Annotated in this window: 13 protein-coding genes; 5 read left to right on the top strand and 8 right to left on the bottom strand. The window is 41.3% G+C overall.

What is annotated here, in order from left to right; genetic code table 11:
* Positions 1 to 95: 95 nt before the first annotated feature.
* Positions 96 to 1,091, top strand: a complete 996-nt coding sequence (locus A3K91_RS13350) for a patatin-like phospholipase family protein (RefSeq protein ID WP_062845706.1) — start codon at positions 96 to 98, stop codon at positions 1,089 to 1,091.
* A gap of 134 nt (positions 1,092 to 1,225) precedes the next feature.
* Here A3K91_RS13350 and A3K91_RS13355 read toward each other — a convergent pair whose 3' ends face one another.
* Positions 1,226 to 1,813: a hypothetical protein gene (locus tag A3K91_RS13355; protein WP_062846028.1), complete on the bottom strand. Its 588-nt coding sequence runs from the start codon at positions 1,811 to 1,813 to the stop codon at positions 1,226 to 1,228.
* Positions 1,814 to 2,153: 340 nt separating this feature from the next.
* Between A3K91_RS13355 and argA the strand changes: the two genes are divergently transcribed.
* On the top strand, positions 2,154 to 3,476 hold the full coding sequence (gene argA / locus A3K91_RS13360) for an amino-acid N-acetyltransferase (protein ID WP_062845707.1): 1,323 nt from the start codon (positions 2,154 to 2,156) through the stop codon (positions 3,474 to 3,476).
* Between the two features lie 235 nt (positions 3,477 to 3,711).
* Here the strand turns inward: argA and A3K91_RS13365 are convergent, their stop codons facing one another.
* Positions 3,712 to 4,443, bottom strand: coding sequence for an FKBP-type peptidyl-prolyl cis-trans isomerase (locus tag A3K91_RS13365; protein ID WP_062845708.1), 732 nt, complete (start codon positions 4,441 to 4,443; stop codon positions 3,712 to 3,714).
* A gap of 458 nt (positions 4,444 to 4,901) precedes the next feature.
* Between A3K91_RS13365 and A3K91_RS13370 the strand changes: the two genes are divergently transcribed.
* The gene (locus tag A3K91_RS13370) at positions 4,902 to 6,665 is read left to right on the top strand and encodes a mechanosensitive ion channel (protein WP_062845709.1); all 1,764 of its coding nucleotides are present in this window, start codon (positions 4,902 to 4,904) and stop codon (positions 6,663 to 6,665) included.
* A 110-nt stretch (positions 6,666 to 6,775) separates the two neighbouring features.
* Here A3K91_RS13370 and A3K91_RS13375 read toward each other — a convergent pair whose 3' ends face one another.
* Entirely contained in the window at positions 6,776 to 8,092 is a 1,317-nt protein-coding gene (locus A3K91_RS13375) for a hypothetical protein (RefSeq protein WP_062845710.1), read from the bottom strand.
* 335 nt (positions 8,093 to 8,427) lie between these two features.
* Here A3K91_RS13375 and budC point away from each other — a divergent pair, with 335 nt between their 5' ends.
* Positions 8,428 to 9,213, top strand: a complete 786-nt coding sequence (gene budC, locus A3K91_RS13380) for a meso-2,3-butanediol dehydrogenase (RefSeq protein WP_228139874.1) — start codon at positions 8,428 to 8,430, stop codon at positions 9,211 to 9,213.
* A gap of 149 nt (positions 9,214 to 9,362) precedes the next feature.
* Here budC and A3K91_RS13385 read toward each other — a convergent pair whose 3' ends face one another.
* The 3 genes from A3K91_RS13385 to A3K91_RS13395 all read right to left on the bottom strand — a co-directional run bounded on the left by A3K91_RS13385 (position 9,363) and on the right by A3K91_RS13395 (position 12,861).
* Entirely contained in the window at positions 9,363 to 10,028 is a 666-nt protein-coding gene (locus A3K91_RS13385) for a lysophospholipid acyltransferase family protein (RefSeq protein WP_062845711.1), read from the bottom strand.
* 161 nt (positions 10,029 to 10,189) lie between these two features.
* Positions 10,190 to 12,076 (bottom strand): DNA topoisomerase IV subunit B, encoded by a 1,887-nt coding sequence (parE, locus tag A3K91_RS13390; RefSeq protein ID WP_062845712.1) that lies wholly within the window; start codon positions 12,074 to 12,076, stop codon positions 10,190 to 10,192.
* 125 nt (positions 12,077 to 12,201) lie between these two features.
* Positions 12,202 to 12,861, bottom strand: a complete 660-nt coding sequence (locus A3K91_RS13395) for a YqiA/YcfP family alpha/beta fold hydrolase (protein ID WP_062845713.1) — start codon at positions 12,859 to 12,861, stop codon at positions 12,202 to 12,204.
* A 191-nt stretch (positions 12,862 to 13,052) separates the two neighbouring features.
* On the opposite strand from A3K91_RS13395, the gene A3K91_RS13400 reads away from it, so the two are divergent.
* A complete protein-coding gene (locus tag A3K91_RS13400) occupies positions 13,053 to 13,313 on the top strand; it encodes a DUF1289 domain-containing protein (protein WP_062845714.1) in 261 nt (86 codons plus the stop codon).
* A gap of 34 nt (positions 13,314 to 13,347) precedes the next feature.
* Here A3K91_RS13400 and A3K91_RS13405 read toward each other — a convergent pair whose 3' ends face one another.
* Both A3K91_RS13405 and A3K91_RS13410 read right to left on the bottom strand, forming a co-directional pair.
* The gene (locus A3K91_RS13405) at positions 13,348 to 14,241 is read right to left on the bottom strand and encodes a putative phage abortive infection protein (RefSeq protein ID WP_099046744.1); all 894 of its coding nucleotides are present in this window, start codon (positions 14,239 to 14,241) and stop codon (positions 13,348 to 13,350) included.
* A 107-nt stretch (positions 14,242 to 14,348) separates the two neighbouring features.
* Positions 14,349 to 14,999, bottom strand: a complete 651-nt coding sequence (locus A3K91_RS13410) for a hypothetical protein (protein WP_062845716.1) — start codon at positions 14,997 to 14,999, stop codon at positions 14,349 to 14,351.
* Positions 15,000 to 15,241 lie beyond the last annotated feature (242 nt).

The following is a 15,241-nucleotide window of genomic DNA, read 5'->3' on the forward strand; positions in this document are numbered from 1 at the left end:
CTTCATAAATATTCAAAGACAAATCAGTCATTTATATCATACCAATAACTGATGCCTTCTTTTCTACATAATGGCAATTATATAAGGTCTTTTTTATGTTTGCTCCCATCTATCGTCACTACCAGCGTCATGCAGCGCTAATACGTCTGAGTATACTGGCAATGTTGGTATTACCTGTGAGTGCTTGCAGCACACTAGATCCTGCAACGACTAATTCTGCGTCTTTAATAAAGGCCGCAGAGGCACCAAGGGTGGCTTTGGTATTGGGCGGCGGCGGTGCGAAAGGCTTTGCGCATGTTGGCGTCATCAAAGCATTAGAAGAGCAAGGCATTACACCGACCCTCATCGTCGGTACCAGCGTCGGCAGTTTGGTCGGTAGCTTATATGCCAGCGGCTACACACCAGCCCAGCTTGAACGCTTGGCAATAACCACGACTGATAGCGAATTGACTGATTTTGTCTTATCAAACCAAGGTTTTGTCGAAGGTATCAAACTCAAAAACTTTATCAATACCAAGGTGGGCGGGCAAACCATCGAAAATTTCCCAATCCGTTTTGCTGCTGTTGCTGCCGAAAAGCACACCTTAAAAAAAGCGGTATTTACCACGGGGGACGCAGGTCTCGCTGTACAAGCGTCCTGTAGCGTACCCAATATTTTTATTGCCCCTCGCATTCCTGAAACTGTCGGCAAAAAATACATCGATGGCGGTGTCGTGAGCCTAGTGCCAGTGGATAGTGCGCATGATCTGGGTGCTGATATTATTATTGCGGTTGACGTGACAGCTGTTGAAACGCAAAAACAGACTTCTGGTACCAACAAACTGCCTACTCTAAATTCTCTCAGCAGCGTTTGGGGGTTTATGGAGAATAGTATCGCCGCACAGCCGAGTAATACTCACCTCTTATCTATGCGTCATGAGCGTGATCGTGCGGATGTTGTCATCACTCCTCAGGTTTCTCACATAAGCTCAATTGATACCAGCCAACGTCGTGCACTGATCACAGCCGGCATGCAAGCAACTGCACCACACATTCCCGCCATTAAACAGCTCATCAAACAAAAATCAGCAAGCAAATATGCGACTCTCTGATCTATTCATCAACAGAACAGCTAAAAAGCCTAGGCGTTAAAAAAGCACCGCAGCTATAAACTGTGGTGCTTTTTATATTTGAGTAAGTACAGCGTTAATAACAATGCAATACACCCTCACTTCAAATGCTAGATTTATTTAACGCGCGCACGATATTTCACCACGACTGTGTCATTAAGACCAACGCCTTCGAGGTCCCAGCGCACTGCTTTATAATACTTTAACGGGATTTCTTGCAATTTATTGTCTACTTTTCCACGCAAAGGCATACGAGCAAAGGTATTACCATCTGCACTGCCATAAGGAAAATCAGGAGAAACGGTTTGCAGTAGTTCTACTTGCTCAGGGATACTCATCGTTACTGTCATTTTACGGACTCTATCCGCATTGGTGTTGGTAAAGTACCCTTGATACTCCAAGACATTACCTGACTGTAAACGTGTGCTGGCATTAACAGGAACCAAGACTTCTTGACCATTCGCGTCGGTGCTAATTAACGAGGCTGTAATCTTACTATTTACAGCTTGCGCGCTTGAGCGACTGTTTGTATTAGCCGCTGATTGCATAGCAACCGAACCATCAACAGCTTGCTCTGGCGTTGGTAACATTGCCGAGGCTTGCGTCACCACCATCGCCCCGATAAGGGTACCAGCAACAACGTGAAACAAGCGATGGCCGCTCCAAGCACTAAATGGACTAGCAAATTGGTTACTTTTTTTCATGGTTTTCATTATCCCTAGTTAATATATCGGTAAAACGCGGCTGGTGAAGCTTGAATCGCTTTTCATATATTTTGGACCGTGTAGAGACCTTGTTATCGACGTGACGATCTGTGGTTTGGTCAGTATCGGCAAAATAATAGTGTTTAGCATAGCAAAAAGCGTTTGTACGTACACTAACCCCGTGTAGCGGTTGTGTATATAGTCTATCAGCGATGCAGATTGATGAATACGACTGAAATAAAAGATAGCTCATAACGGTGTTTTTTGCTATGGTAAATCTTTAGCGATTGGCATTTTTTTGCCATGCCTTTTCTTTATTCAAACAACTATTGCCTCTACTATGACTACTAGTGCTATGCCACAAATTAACCCTGACTACGTCCATTGGTTCCGTAACTCTGCCCCTTATATCAACACACATCGCGGCAAAACGTTCGTGATTATGTTCGGTGGAGAGGCGGTCAATCATCCCAATTTTAGTACGCTTATCCATGATTTTGCCTTACTGCACAGCTTAGGTATTAAGCTCGTCTTAGTACATGGGGCACGACCGCAAATCGAGAATAACTTAGATGGTACAGGTATCGCCTCTCCACTGCATCAAGATATTCGTATTACCCCAAGGGTAGCGATGCCTGCTATCTTACAAGCCGTTGGGGCGATTCGTTTGCAGATCGAGGCCCAGCTGTCGATGGGACTGGCCAATTCACCCATGTATGGCTCACGCATTGATGCCATTTCAGGTAATTTTGTGACTGCACGTCCTTATGGTATCCGTGATGGTGTGGATTATCAGATGACAGGCGAAGTTCGCTCTATCGATGTTGAAGCCATTAAAAATAATTTACTGCACGACCATATTGTTATTTTGGGGTCAATGGGTTATTCAGCGACTGGTGAAGTCTTTAATTTATTAGCAGAAGACGTTGCTCTCAGTGCTGCTGTGGCACTTGGTGCAGATAAGTTGATATTCTTAGGTGAAGAAACTGGCATCAATGATGATGATCGCTTGCTGCGCGAGATGATACCAAACGAAGTGGATCGCTTTTTACGAGATCGTGACCTGAATTGCGAAATCAATTATTTCTTAAATTGTGCCAGCTTGGCGTGTCGTCAAGGGGTTCATCGTACGCATATCATCTCTTACGCTAAAGACGGCGCCTTACTAGAAGAGTTATTCACACGTGACGGCTCTGGCACTTTGATCAGTCACGACCCTTACGAAGAGATTCGTCGTGCTGATATTGATGACGTGGTTGGTCTTATCGAGCTGCTATCACCACTAGAAGAGCAAGGAATCTTGGTCAGCCGCTCACGTGAGCGCTTGGAACAAGAGATTGATCAGTATAGCGTCATCGAACGTGACGGTATGATTTTGGGATGTGCTGCCTTGCATCCGCTGGATGCCTCATCAGCAGAAGTCGCCTGTGTCGCTGTCCATCCTGATTATCGAAGTGGCAGTCGCGGCGCCGATTTGTTGGCATTCTTAGAGCAACAAGCACGCAGTCACGGTCTGCATAAGTTGTTTGTATTGACCACTCGTACTGCTCATTGGTTCGTTGAACAAGGCTTTGAAGAAGTGGATGCTAGTGCGCTGCCAGCTGCACGTTTAGAGAAGTATCATAACGGTCGAAACTCAAAAGTGTTCCAAAAGAACCTATAATTGACGTCAGCGTATAAAACATTTTATAGCCGAGTTACTCTAAAACCGATACAGTGCTGCTGAGGTAAATTTTTTGCAGCCTCTGTCACGGCCGCGAACAGCAAGCAAGAAAAATTCACCCAGTAGCACGTTGCTATTAACGTATCGATTTTATTTTGAACTGACTATTATAGTCATAAAAAAGCCTTCATAACAATGAAGGCTTTTTTGTGTTTGCTACATACCGATTGGCGTTTTATTTTACTTTTAATAGCTCAACAGTGAAGATAAGCGTGCTGTTAGGCTCGATACCAGCGTTACCAGCTTCGCCATAAGCGATATCTGCTGGGATATAGAACTCGTATTTGCCGCCCTCTTTCATCAACTGCAAACCTTCCGTCCAGCCAGCGATGACTTGATTTAATGGGAACTCGATTGGCTCGCCGCGCTCGTAAGAGCTATCGAAGACTGTACCATCAATCAGTTTGCCTTCGTAGTTGACTTCAACCACGTCCGTCGCTTTTGGTGATTTACCCGTACCAGCCGTGATAACTTTGTACTGTAAACCAGACGCCGTGGTTTTCACGCCCTCCTTTTTACCATTTTCTGCTAAGAATGCAGCGCCTTTGGTTTTGTTTTCTGCTGCTTTGGTTTCCATGTCTTTAACAAACTTCTCTTCTTGCTCTTTTTGGTACGCGGTCAATACTTCTTGCATTTGCTCTTGCGTCAATGCAGATTCTTTGCCTTCGTAGCCGTCACGGAACCCCTTCTCAAACGTATCAAGATCTAAGTCTTGCACAGCTTCTTTATTACCTTCCGCCATCATATAACCCAAACTATAACCAACTTTTTCAGTGGCTGGGCTTTGCTCGGTAATTGAAACGCTTTTCGCTGCCGTTTCTTGATTGCCATTGTTCGTGCTACAACCAGTAATCAACAACATTGCACTGGCAAGGGCACTAACGCTTAAAGTAGTGATTTTTTTCATAGGATTTCTCGAGTTATAAAATGGTATCTATTAATTTGTTTGCCATCATATCAAATCTACGTTTTGGGAGCCATATTTGACACGAAATTATCGGGCTAATGTACAGTCTATGTTAATATTTCTTCTTACGATAACAAGTTATCACACAAATACAGCAACACGTTAAGCTTTCTATCTTTAAATCCACTAATACATCAGATAAGCTGAATTAGTTAAAGTGATAAGTAACCGAGTGTAAGCTTTTATCTTATTTATTGAAGTCTTGGTAGTGAAGCAGTTAACACAAGGTAGACCAATATTCTCTGATAGAGCTTTATCCTCAAAAATTATAATGTCATTGCATAATTAACTCAAAAAATACTATTTATCATAACCATCTATGTAATGGATTCGCTCAATAATAATGGAATATGCAATATTGTTTGGCAGCTTTTATATGATGATTAAAGGAGGATAAGATGAATCCAATGTATACATCGTTCAATGGTTATCTTGGTGGGCCTATCGGTTCCATTATCGGCGCTATCTTGATTTTCATTATCGGTTGGCTTGTGGCACTTGGCGTTGCAGCACTTGTACGCGGTGTATTGTCTAAAGTCAATTTGAACCAACGTATGAACTCCTCAACGGGTAAAACCTACGATCTTGAGGGCATTATCTCTAAGGTTGTTTTCTGGTTTATCTTTATCATTGCTATTTCAGGGGCGCTTAGCCAGTTAAATTTAAACTCTATTTCGGCACCATTTGCAAACATGGTCAACCAAGTATTAATGTTTATTCCTAATCTTATTGTAGCTATTGCAGTTGGTGTTATTGGTTGGGTTGTGGCGACTGTGGCTCGCACAGCTATCAATGCAGCTTTGGCGAAAACCTCAATGGATGAACGTTTAAGCGAAAAAGCTGGCGTAAAACCAATGAGCAGCACCATTGCTGACATGGTTTATTGGTTCATCTTATTGGTTGTTTTGACCATGGTACTTGGTCAATTAGAGCTTAACGGTCTATTTGCTCCATTGACGAATATGGTTGATAAAATCTTTAACTTTATTCCTAACATCTTAATCGCTGGTGTCGTCTTCGTTGTTGGTTATATCATTGCCAAGATTGTACGCGGTATCGTGACCAACCTTGTTTCTACCTTTGATGTACAAGCACTTGCGACAAAAGCAGGTTTGAATGAGCAAAACAGCTTACCGAACATCGCTGGTTCATTGGCTTTCTTAGTCGTTATTATCCCAACTATCATTGCTGCGTTAAATGCACTAAAAATTGAAGTCATTGCCCGTCCTGCGACGAACATGCTAAACAAAATCATGGAAGCCTTACCAAACATTTTCATGGCAGTAGCCATTTTAGTAGTGACCTTCTACGTTGTACGTATGGTCGCCAACATCATCAAAGGCCTGCTCGAAAACACTGAAATCAATCAATTACCTGCAAAAGTTGGTCTACAACAAACGATGGGTAGCCAGAAAGTCTCTGACCTCGTTGGTTATGCCATCATTTTCTTTGCAATGTTGTTTGCTGCCATCGCTGCTGCTGACTTACTAGGTTTTGTTGCTATCTCTGGCATCATTACCATGTTTATCGCTTTTGGTGCCAATATCATCTTAGGCGCGATTGTTCTTTTCATCGGTTTTTGGCTTGCCAATGTCATCGCTGGTGTTGTTGAGCGTTCTGAGCAAGGTTCACAGTTCTTAGCGAATATCGTACGTGTATTGATCATGGGCTTAGTACTTGCCATGGGTCTAAAAGCAATGGGTATTGCAGACTCTATCGTCAACCTAGCATTTGGTCTCACACTAGGCGCTGTAGCCGTGGCTTTCGCACTGTCATTTGGTCTTGGTGGTCAAGAAGCAGCTGCTCGTTTCTTACGCAAAATGCAAGACAAAATGGATAAAGAAACAGACGAAGCAAAAGCAAAATCGACGCTTCAGACAAACAAGTCAACTCAAGAAAAATTTGCTGAGTCAGTTCGTGAAAATACGCCGTCTGCCTCTACGACAAGTACGTCGACTACCAATGTGCACACAGATATCGTTGATACTACAAACGTAAATACTGATGATATCGCCAATGACAATATTGGTACTAGTGGTTTTGGTAATAGCAGCCTTGATAATACGACTATCGGTAACAACAATACCGTTAATAATGATATCGTTGGTGATGATCACTTATTGCCTAATAACGGTCTTGATGACGATATTAATAACAAATAAGCATTTGCTATTTTTACTACTAAATACGAAAAAGACAGCTTAGGCTGTCTTTTTTTATGGGTAGAGAGAAGTTCAAATGTCTTTAAAGTAAGTCGTCACATTCAACTTTATTATTTAAGAGTTTGCTTTTTAAATTGCTGTAGCTGCTTGGTTAATTGACGCTCGCGCTGAGTCATTGCATTGACAGGTTGAATCCACAAATCAATATCTATAAAAGTATCCTCAGCTTCCTTAATAAAATCGATACCAAGTACAATGACATGATGAAGTTCAGCGATTGGCAAACGAATTGCAACATCTTGAGCAATCTTTGAAAGATTTGGTTGAATCGTTTTTTTACCGTTGTGTCCTTCTGCATCTTGTCCATAAAAGATCAATACATAATGTCGTCCCAAACTTTCGTAAGAATGTTGATGCACCACATACCCTGTCTGCTGCAGTCTTGGTTCTTGTTTTGGGTGTTTATACAAGGTACGAACCAATTCATGACGCGAAAATAACGACTCATCCAACAATTGTTGTTGCCAATGGGTGACCTCATTAGCTAAGACCGCTTTATCATCATTGCCTATATGTTTTTCTCTTGACGCTTCTATCATCTGGGCACTAAGCTGCGACCATAGATGTGCTGCTTGTTGTAAGTGCTGATGATACATCTGTACGGTTACGCTTTGATTTTTATAAGCAAGCGTCATCGAGGTCAAAGCTGGATTGGGTTCATCTTGGATATTATATTTAATGAGTGCATTGTCTAGCACGATTGCTGGGGTAAATAGAGCAGGACGGTTTAAGAACTGGGTGACGAGCGCTGTTTCTGTTTCAAAGCTTGATACTTGACCATTGATAGCGTTCTCTAGCTGATCTAAATGGTAATCCAAAAATCGCCACAACTCACATGGTGCTTGTAGTGCTTCCAATATTGAGTGCCAATCATGCCAGCTAAAAACTTGTAGTCGCTGTACGCTGTCGTTTGTATCTAAAACCAACTGCTCCATAAAATAGCGCGCACCAAAATAATGTTTGACGCGTTGATTTTTATATTTTTGGTCATCACTAATCCCATTCTCATTTTCTCTGTTGTCATCAGTCAGATGAATGTCCATAACCAAAACAACATGAGTGGCCGTTTCGCTCTGCTTATTCTGTCTTTTTTGCCAAACTGTGGCGACTTTTAGCGTTGCTAAGCGGGCAGCCTCAATCTTTGCAACACTACTGTCCAAAGGTAGGGACAAGGTTACCTCAAGCACCGACAGCTTGCCTGATAATAACTGGTACAAGTATTGCCGAGCAGTATAGTGAGCGCCGTACTGACACTCAATGGTATCCATATTGACCAAAGAAATCTCAATGGCAGTTGACTGCAAATAGCAAGTCAACTCTTTGGCGATATCATACTGATCAGATATAGCAGTAGTCGAATAAGACACGTTTTCAACCCTTTATTATCAAATAAACACGTTAGTTTGTAGGTAATGGCGTAAGCAAGAGACGATATTACGTACTATGCTTATAGCTGCTTCATGAAGCGCTCTATGTGACCAGCTTGCCTTAATGACTATAGCGCGCTTGCCAGAAGCTTAAAAGTTAAACTGCCTCAGTTTTATGGAACAACGTCACCTTTATAAGAGTGCATCGCTATGATAGTGTGAGGATAATACACATCGGATGCAGACTTACAGATTATAAACTGCGCCCAAGCCCTTTTTTCAGGTACATTTACTAAGCTTATTTAACGAACACCATATAATAACAAGGATTGACAATGATGAAGCGTTTTAAAGAAAAAACCGTGATCGTAACAGGAGCGGGTTCAGGAATCGGTCGTGCAACCGCTATCCGCTTCGCACAAGAAGGCGCGAACGTCGTTTTGGTAGGGCGTACAGCTGAAACATTAAAGGAAACCGCAAAAGAGTTTCCAGAAGATCATACTTGGATTCATACTGATAATTATTTGTGCGTTACCTGTGATATCAGCGTACAAAGCCAAGTGCAAGAAATGGTACAAGCCGCGATAGATACGTTTGAAAAAATCGATATTTTGGTCAATAATGCTGGCAAAGCCATACAAGGCAAAATAACAGATTTATCTACTGAAGATTGGAATACTGCCATCAATATCAATTTGAACGGGAATTTTTATGTCTCTCAAGCAGTCATGCCCCACCTCATAGCCACCAAAGGCAATATCGTTAATGTCTCCTCGCTGTCGGGTATGGGCGGTGACTGGAATATGGCAGCATATAATGCGGCTAAAGCGGGCGTTACCAACCTAACGCGTACTCTAGCATTAGATCATGGCCCTGATGGCGTTCGTGTGAATGCGGTCAATCCAAGCGTGACTAAGACGAATATGACCACAGCAATTCAAGACAACGAATCAAAACAGGATAAGTTCTTTGCACGCTCGGCTCTTGGTCGTTTGGCAACGCCCGAAGACATCGCAGCAGCGATTACTTTCTTAGCCAGTGAAGACGCCTCTATGATTACAGGTGTCAATCTACCTGTTGATGGCGGAGTCAGCGCTTCAAATGGTCAGCCAAATTTTTAGAAAAGTTGCTAAAGTTTCGATGATCAAAACAAAGCGGATCTAATAAAAAAGCCCTTGATCTTATGATATCAAGGGCTTTTTTTATCGATTGGACAATAAGCAATTCACAACTACATAATCACTACTATGAAACGTCTTAGCCATATCCTTTAATCAGGCGAGTTATTCATATCTTGTAGCGGCTGCGATAAACGCTCAGGGTGCTTGGGCATCACCCCTTTGTATTGAGCATAGATTTTTGGTAAGTCAGCGTCGATATCGCCACTAGGATAGACAGGCGATAAAAAACGAACTTCTTTGGTGTTGTAGTCCAATGCCACTGGTAAAATAGGCACGCCTGCACCGACTGCCAAATAATAAAATCCTGTTTTCCAGTTTTCCGTATATTGGCGCGTACCTTCTGGTGCCAATCCTAAAAACAGGGGTTTACCTGTTTTGAACTTATCAATACTGGCTTGCAGTACTGACCCTTTATTGCCTCGATTGATAGGAATGACCCCTACCCAATGTAAAAGCTGAGCAAATACAGGTATTTTAAACAAGGTATGTTTCGCCATAATACTTATGTTCAGATCCAAGGCAAACAAGCCTGGAATCGCATAGATACCATCGACATTCGAGGTGTGAGGAAGCGCCAAGACCACTGCCTGCGGAATATTTGGAATCTCACCCACATTGCGCCAGCCAGCCAGTTTTTGTAAGGCAGACGCGACCACTGGTGTCACTTTGCCACCACGTCTGGGAATTTTATCGCCCAACTGCGCTCTACTGAGCTTAGGCAATACTTTAGAACGTTTCAAAACCTTTGATGTCATGATGGCACCATATAGTAAAAGATAACTGTATCATACCATCAAGCCTAAACTACTACCTTGAATTTTATAGGTTTTATTATTCATTGGCTTATGGAACGCTAGGTTAAATCACTCAATACCTATCAGTCATAAGCGAATGATAAACAGGCCTCTAATCGTACTTATGATATATCCGCTAAGTTGCCTTTGTTTTCAAGCCATGTCTTGCGATCAGCCGCGCGTTTCTTTGCCAATAGCATATCCATAATGCCATTGGTTAACACCATATCGTCCATATCCAACTGAACCAAACGCCGTGTATCACGGTTCATAGTTGTCTCACGTAACTGATCGGCACTCATCTCACCAAGCCCTTTAAAGCGCGTGATTTGTGCTTTTTTATTGCCCGGTACATTTGCCAAAATTTGCTCAAGCTCAGACTCATCCAATGCATAATGCACATCTTTGCCCACATCTACTCGGTACAACGGTGGCATGGCGACAAATAAGTGACCTGCATCCACCAATGCTGGGAAATGCTTGACGAATAATGCGCAAATCAGCGTGGCAATATGCAAGCCATCAGAGTCAGCATCGGCTAAGATACAAACTTTATCGTAGCGCAGCTCTGACAAATCATCAGAGGCTGGGTCAACACCGATTGCAATGGCAATATCGTGAATCTCTTGGCTAGACAAAACCGTATCTGACGAGACTTCCCACGTATTAAGAATCTTACCACGCAGGGGCAATATCGCCTGATAATGACGATCACGAGCTTGTTTGGCACTACCGCCAGCAGAGTCACCTTCGACCAAAAACAGCTCAGCACCATCGCGTAGATCACCGCGACAATCTGCCAATTTACCCGGTAATGCAGGACCTTGCGTGATTTTTTTACGGGCGACTTTTTTGGCAGATTTGAGACGGCGACCCGCTTTATTAATCGCCAGCTCAGCAATCTGTGTCCCCATATCGGCATGTTGGTTCAGCCACAAGCTAAACGCGTCTTTTGCCAATGTCTGTACCGCGCCAGCCGCTTCACGGCTAGACAAGCGCTCTTTGGTTTGACCAGAAAATTGCGGCTCTGAAAACTTTAAAGACAAGATATAATTCACCCCGTCCCACACATCTTCTGCCGTCAATTTCACACTACGAGGCAGCAAGTTGTGGATATCACAAAACTCGCGCAAGGCTTCTAAGATACCCGTACGCAGCCCATTGACGTGCGTACCACCTTGCGCCGTCGGAATCAAGTTCACATAGCTTTCTTGTATCGGTGTACCGCCCTCAGGCAACCAAGATAACGCAAAAGTAATGCCTGCACGTGCGCCGTTTTTGGCTTCATGATTATAATAAAAGGGCGCTTGCGGTAACGTTTCAAGTCCATCTAACTGCTCGTTTAGATACTCAACCACGCCATCGGTAAACTGCCAAACGACTTTTTCATCGTTGATATCATCCACAAACTCAATCGTCAGCCCAGCCGCCAAAACTGCTTTGGCCTTTAAATTATGCTTAAGCTGTTTGACATTAAATTTGGGCGTATCAAAGAAGCTACCATCGGCCCAAAAATGGACTCTGGTACCGCGTTTGCGTTTGTTTGAACTGACCGCTTCCGTCAAAGGTGTCACGGGCGCGCCATTCTCAAATGCCATATCAAACTGCGTGCTGTCACGCCATACCGTCACTTCGACGCGTGTCGATAGCGCATTGACGACCGAAATACCTACGCCATGTAGACCACCTGAGACTTCATAATTGGAAGTCGAAAACTTACCACCCGCATGCAAGCGGGTCAAAATCAACTCAATACCAGATTGATTAAACTCAGGGTGAATATCGGTCGGCATACCGCGACCATCGTCTTCGACAGACAATGAACCATCAGCGTGCAGCTGGACTTTGATGGTTTTGGCATAACCTGCCAATGCTTCATCGACCGAGTTATCAATGACTTCTTGCGCTAGATGGTTTGGGCGTGTGGTATCGGTATACATACCGGGACGACGACGAACTGGCTCAAGTCCTTCTAAAACTTCTAACGATTGCGCATTATATTGACTCACAAATGCATCCTTAATTGTTCATGTGCGATTGATTCTATTGAACCATTATAACGAAAAATCACGACCTTAACGGTAATAGTCAGTCGCTCACGTCATATAATGTCGTCTATTTATTTGATGCGGTGTTAGACCAACTGCTGTATTAGCTTAAGCACCATGGGTAATTGCTCACCAAAGTCACTAAATCTATGATCGCCGCCCGCTTGCACCGTCACTGCCGCACCTTGCTCTTGATAAAAGTCTTTAGTCAACTCAGGAGTTAACAACTCATCACCTTCTTTAATCAGTACCGCCACTTTGTCTGGATGATTCACAGTCGATAACGCATGATCCGCAAACCATTGCAAATCAGCATTGGTAATATTCCAGCCGCCTGCCGTCGAATGTAGAACATAATCGTCGGACGATGTATCTTTGTTACTACTGGCTGACATAGCCTCATTGGCAAATCGTTGTAGCGTGATGTGAGGCTGCGTACTGGGATTTAATAATAGTGCTGGGCAACCCGTATGATTGCTGACCAAGGTAGAAAAATATCCACCTAACGAGCTGCCTATTAATACGGTGTTGTTAGACGCAAATGGTGCGCCTTCAATACTTTGGTTTTTATTAGTGGCATTTTTTATTAATGATAGTATGTGCTCAAAAACGTGCTCAGGCGCTTGATTCAAATCAGGGCGTAATACGGTGATATCAGGATAATACTGCTGGCAATATTCTTCTAAGAGCCTGCCTTTGGTAGAATTGGCATCGCTGTCCAATCCATGAATATAAATGAGGTTCATATATTATCTCGCTTATTATGATTATTTTATAATGTTTGTTTTACGGTGAGTGTGACGGCCAGCATAACACCCGCTCAGTAAACATAGTAACAATAAAACGGCACACTATTATTCGCTATTTGCGACATAATAGAACTATGACAATAGTTTGCGCCAGTCAAAGGAATGACCGTAATAGCGATGGAGCCGCCATGAATCCACAGTTTGAGCTGTTCGACATAGACAACCCTTGTATCGGTGTCTGTCAAAGCAATAAAAAAGGGTATTGCTTTGGTTGCTTGCGCAGTCGTCCTGAGCGTCAATTGTGGCTGAGTATGAGCATGGAGGAGCGCCGAGAGGTATTACGGCTTATTGTGAGCCGTAAACAGCGTATCGAGCAGATGAGACAACGCAAAGGCGAACAATTGGGATTTGATTTTGAGGAAGAGGTTGAAGTGGGTGAGTTGTTTTGAAGGATATAAAAACTATGTATGATATATTCTATTTTCAGGTATTTTCTACCCAGAGACCGATTTCATCTTCTTCGTATGAAATGTCAAAAAAATCTTTTGGATTATATCCATCACAGTAATCATGAGGCAAGTTAGTCAGAATCTCATACTTTGTAATGTAATTACTTTTATGCCACTTAGTACCAAACCTAGAAACCAAGTTAAAAAATAATATATATAACTCTGGATTAGAAAGTTGTGCCCTATATATTTTTATTAGGTCAAATTTTTCTTCTTGAGAAAGATATTTATCATTATCTACCAACTTAATAGCATTATACATATTTCGGAAATAACTGCTTAATTCGGTTTGATTAGTTCTTCCTAATTTCAAACTCTCATTCTCTTTTACTCTTTTCAGCATTTCAGTAGCTATTAAAGAGCCACTCCTATGAACTGATAACTTTCCTTCTATAAATTCAATCCAAGTTTCACTTTGACCGTAAAAGAAACATATATACGCCACATCGATTTTTTCCCTAGAGTTGAGATTAAGATCTAAGGTTTCGCTGATGTTATTAATAGCCAATAAAAGTTTTTTAAATTGTATTTTATATACTACAAATGCTCGTCTACCTTCTTCAACTATATCTGGTTTAGCAGTCTCTATACTTCTTACCTTAATACTTCTCACATTTTCAGTATGATAATCCAGCATTTTAAAGAAATGATCTTTCGTCTTATTTTTAAATGTTTCTATATATTGGGATGTAATTGTGTATATTAGCAAAAGAACGCTAAGAATTGAGAAAAGCGTACCTATAAATCCGCCAAAGAAATCACCAAATTTAGATGCCAGATTGGTATCAATATCGAAGCTCCAATTGAAATAAGCTTCATTAAAGATGATAAAAGGTAGAATCAATAATAAAAAGGCAGATAAAATCATGAGTACATATTTTAAAATAGTATTTAGTCTAACCATTTCACTCTCTTCAAAAGGCTTTATAATTATAGATCAAGTATCTTAAAATAACTCTTAAAAGATCAAATAAACTACTTTTTATACTTTGCAGCTAGAGCTAAAAATGCTTTTCGGCCAATAACTATTGGTATGTACTTTATATCAGATATTTCTTTCGGAACTTTAGAGTTTAAACTTTTGAAACTTGTGCCAGCTAAATTACCTTCATTCCCATAAATCAAACCACCATATATATTGTCTTTCAAATTTTTTTCTTTATGTAAGCTTGTACGAATATTAATATATGTTCCGATAGTACAGTCTAAAATATAATCATCGTCTATAGTTATCCATGTATGAAAATCTAGTGACTTCGGAATTCCATTTATTAGCCAATCTGCACACTTACTCTCATTAAAAGGGAATGGTTGATTCTTACCTACGAATACATCTCCCACTGTAATATTAGCGTTTATAGATGGATAATTATTCTCGATAAAATTCAATATGGCGTAATGTACGTTTCCACAATCAATACTGAATCTTTCGATAGGATTAAACCCTTCTTTTTCGTACATAGATGTTTCATTTGCAAAAATAACACTAATTTCACTTATTAACTCTGACAATGCTTGTTTATTAGATTTACTTGAGTTTAGATTGCAGCTAAAGCCTTTATCAATAGTAAACTTTATAGCATCATTAAATGACTGTTCGTATGTTCTCAAGACTAAATTATCCATTAAATATCCTTTATTTATTATAAATCAAAACCTTTATTATGCCTTATTATTTATAACTAAGCTTATGTTTAAAATATATAACTTTTATGAAATAATTAATAGCAAATTTTTAAAATTTTTTTCCTAGCGCAAAGAAAGTCCCACGTGTAGATAACTAGTCGGGGGATATTTCAGAATAGAGAGCTAACGATGACCAACTTTCACATAGGCGAACCATGCTACCGTTTATGCTTGATTACTAT

This window comes from Psychrobacter alimentarius (assembly GCF_001606025.1).
In the GTDB taxonomy this organism is placed as follows: Bacteria; Pseudomonadota; Gammaproteobacteria; order Pseudomonadales; family Moraxellaceae; genus Psychrobacter; species Psychrobacter alimentarius.

Coding starts and splice junctions, on each gene's coding strand:
- A3K91_RS13350 (WP_062845706.1), top strand. CDS start 96: ATGTTTGCTCCCATCTATCGTCACTACCAGCGTCATGCAGCGCTAATA.
- A3K91_RS13355 (WP_062846028.1), bottom strand. CDS start 1,813: ATGAAAAAAAGTAACCAATTTGCTAGTCCATTTAGTGCTTGGAGCGGC.
- argA (WP_062845707.1), top strand. CDS start 2,154: ATGACTACTAGTGCTATGCCACAAATTAACCCTGACTACGTCCATTGG.
- A3K91_RS13365 (WP_062845708.1), bottom strand. CDS start 4,443: ATGAAAAAAATCACTACTTTAAGCGTTAGTGCCCTTGCCAGTGCAATG.
- A3K91_RS13370 (WP_062845709.1), top strand. CDS start 4,902: ATGAATCCAATGTATACATCGTTCAATGGTTATCTTGGTGGGCCTATC.
- budC (WP_228139874.1), top strand. CDS start 8,428: ATGATGAAGCGTTTTAAAGAAAAAACCGTGATCGTAACAGGAGCGGGT.
- A3K91_RS13385 (WP_062845711.1), bottom strand. CDS start 10,028: ATGACATCAAAGGTTTTGAAACGTTCTAAAGTATTGCCTAAGCTCAGT.
- A3K91_RS13395 (WP_062845713.1), bottom strand. CDS start 12,861: ATGAACCTCATTTATATTCATGGATTGGACAGCGATGCCAATTCTACC.
- A3K91_RS13400 (WP_062845714.1), top strand. CDS start 13,053: ATGAATCCACAGTTTGAGCTGTTCGACATAGACAACCCTTGTATCGGT.
- A3K91_RS13405 (WP_099046744.1), bottom strand. CDS start 14,241: ATGATTTTATCTGCCTTTTTATTATTGATTCTACCTTTTATCATCTTT.
- A3K91_RS13410 (WP_062845716.1), bottom strand. CDS start 14,999: ATGGATAATTTAGTCTTGAGAACATACGAACAGTCATTTAATGATGCT.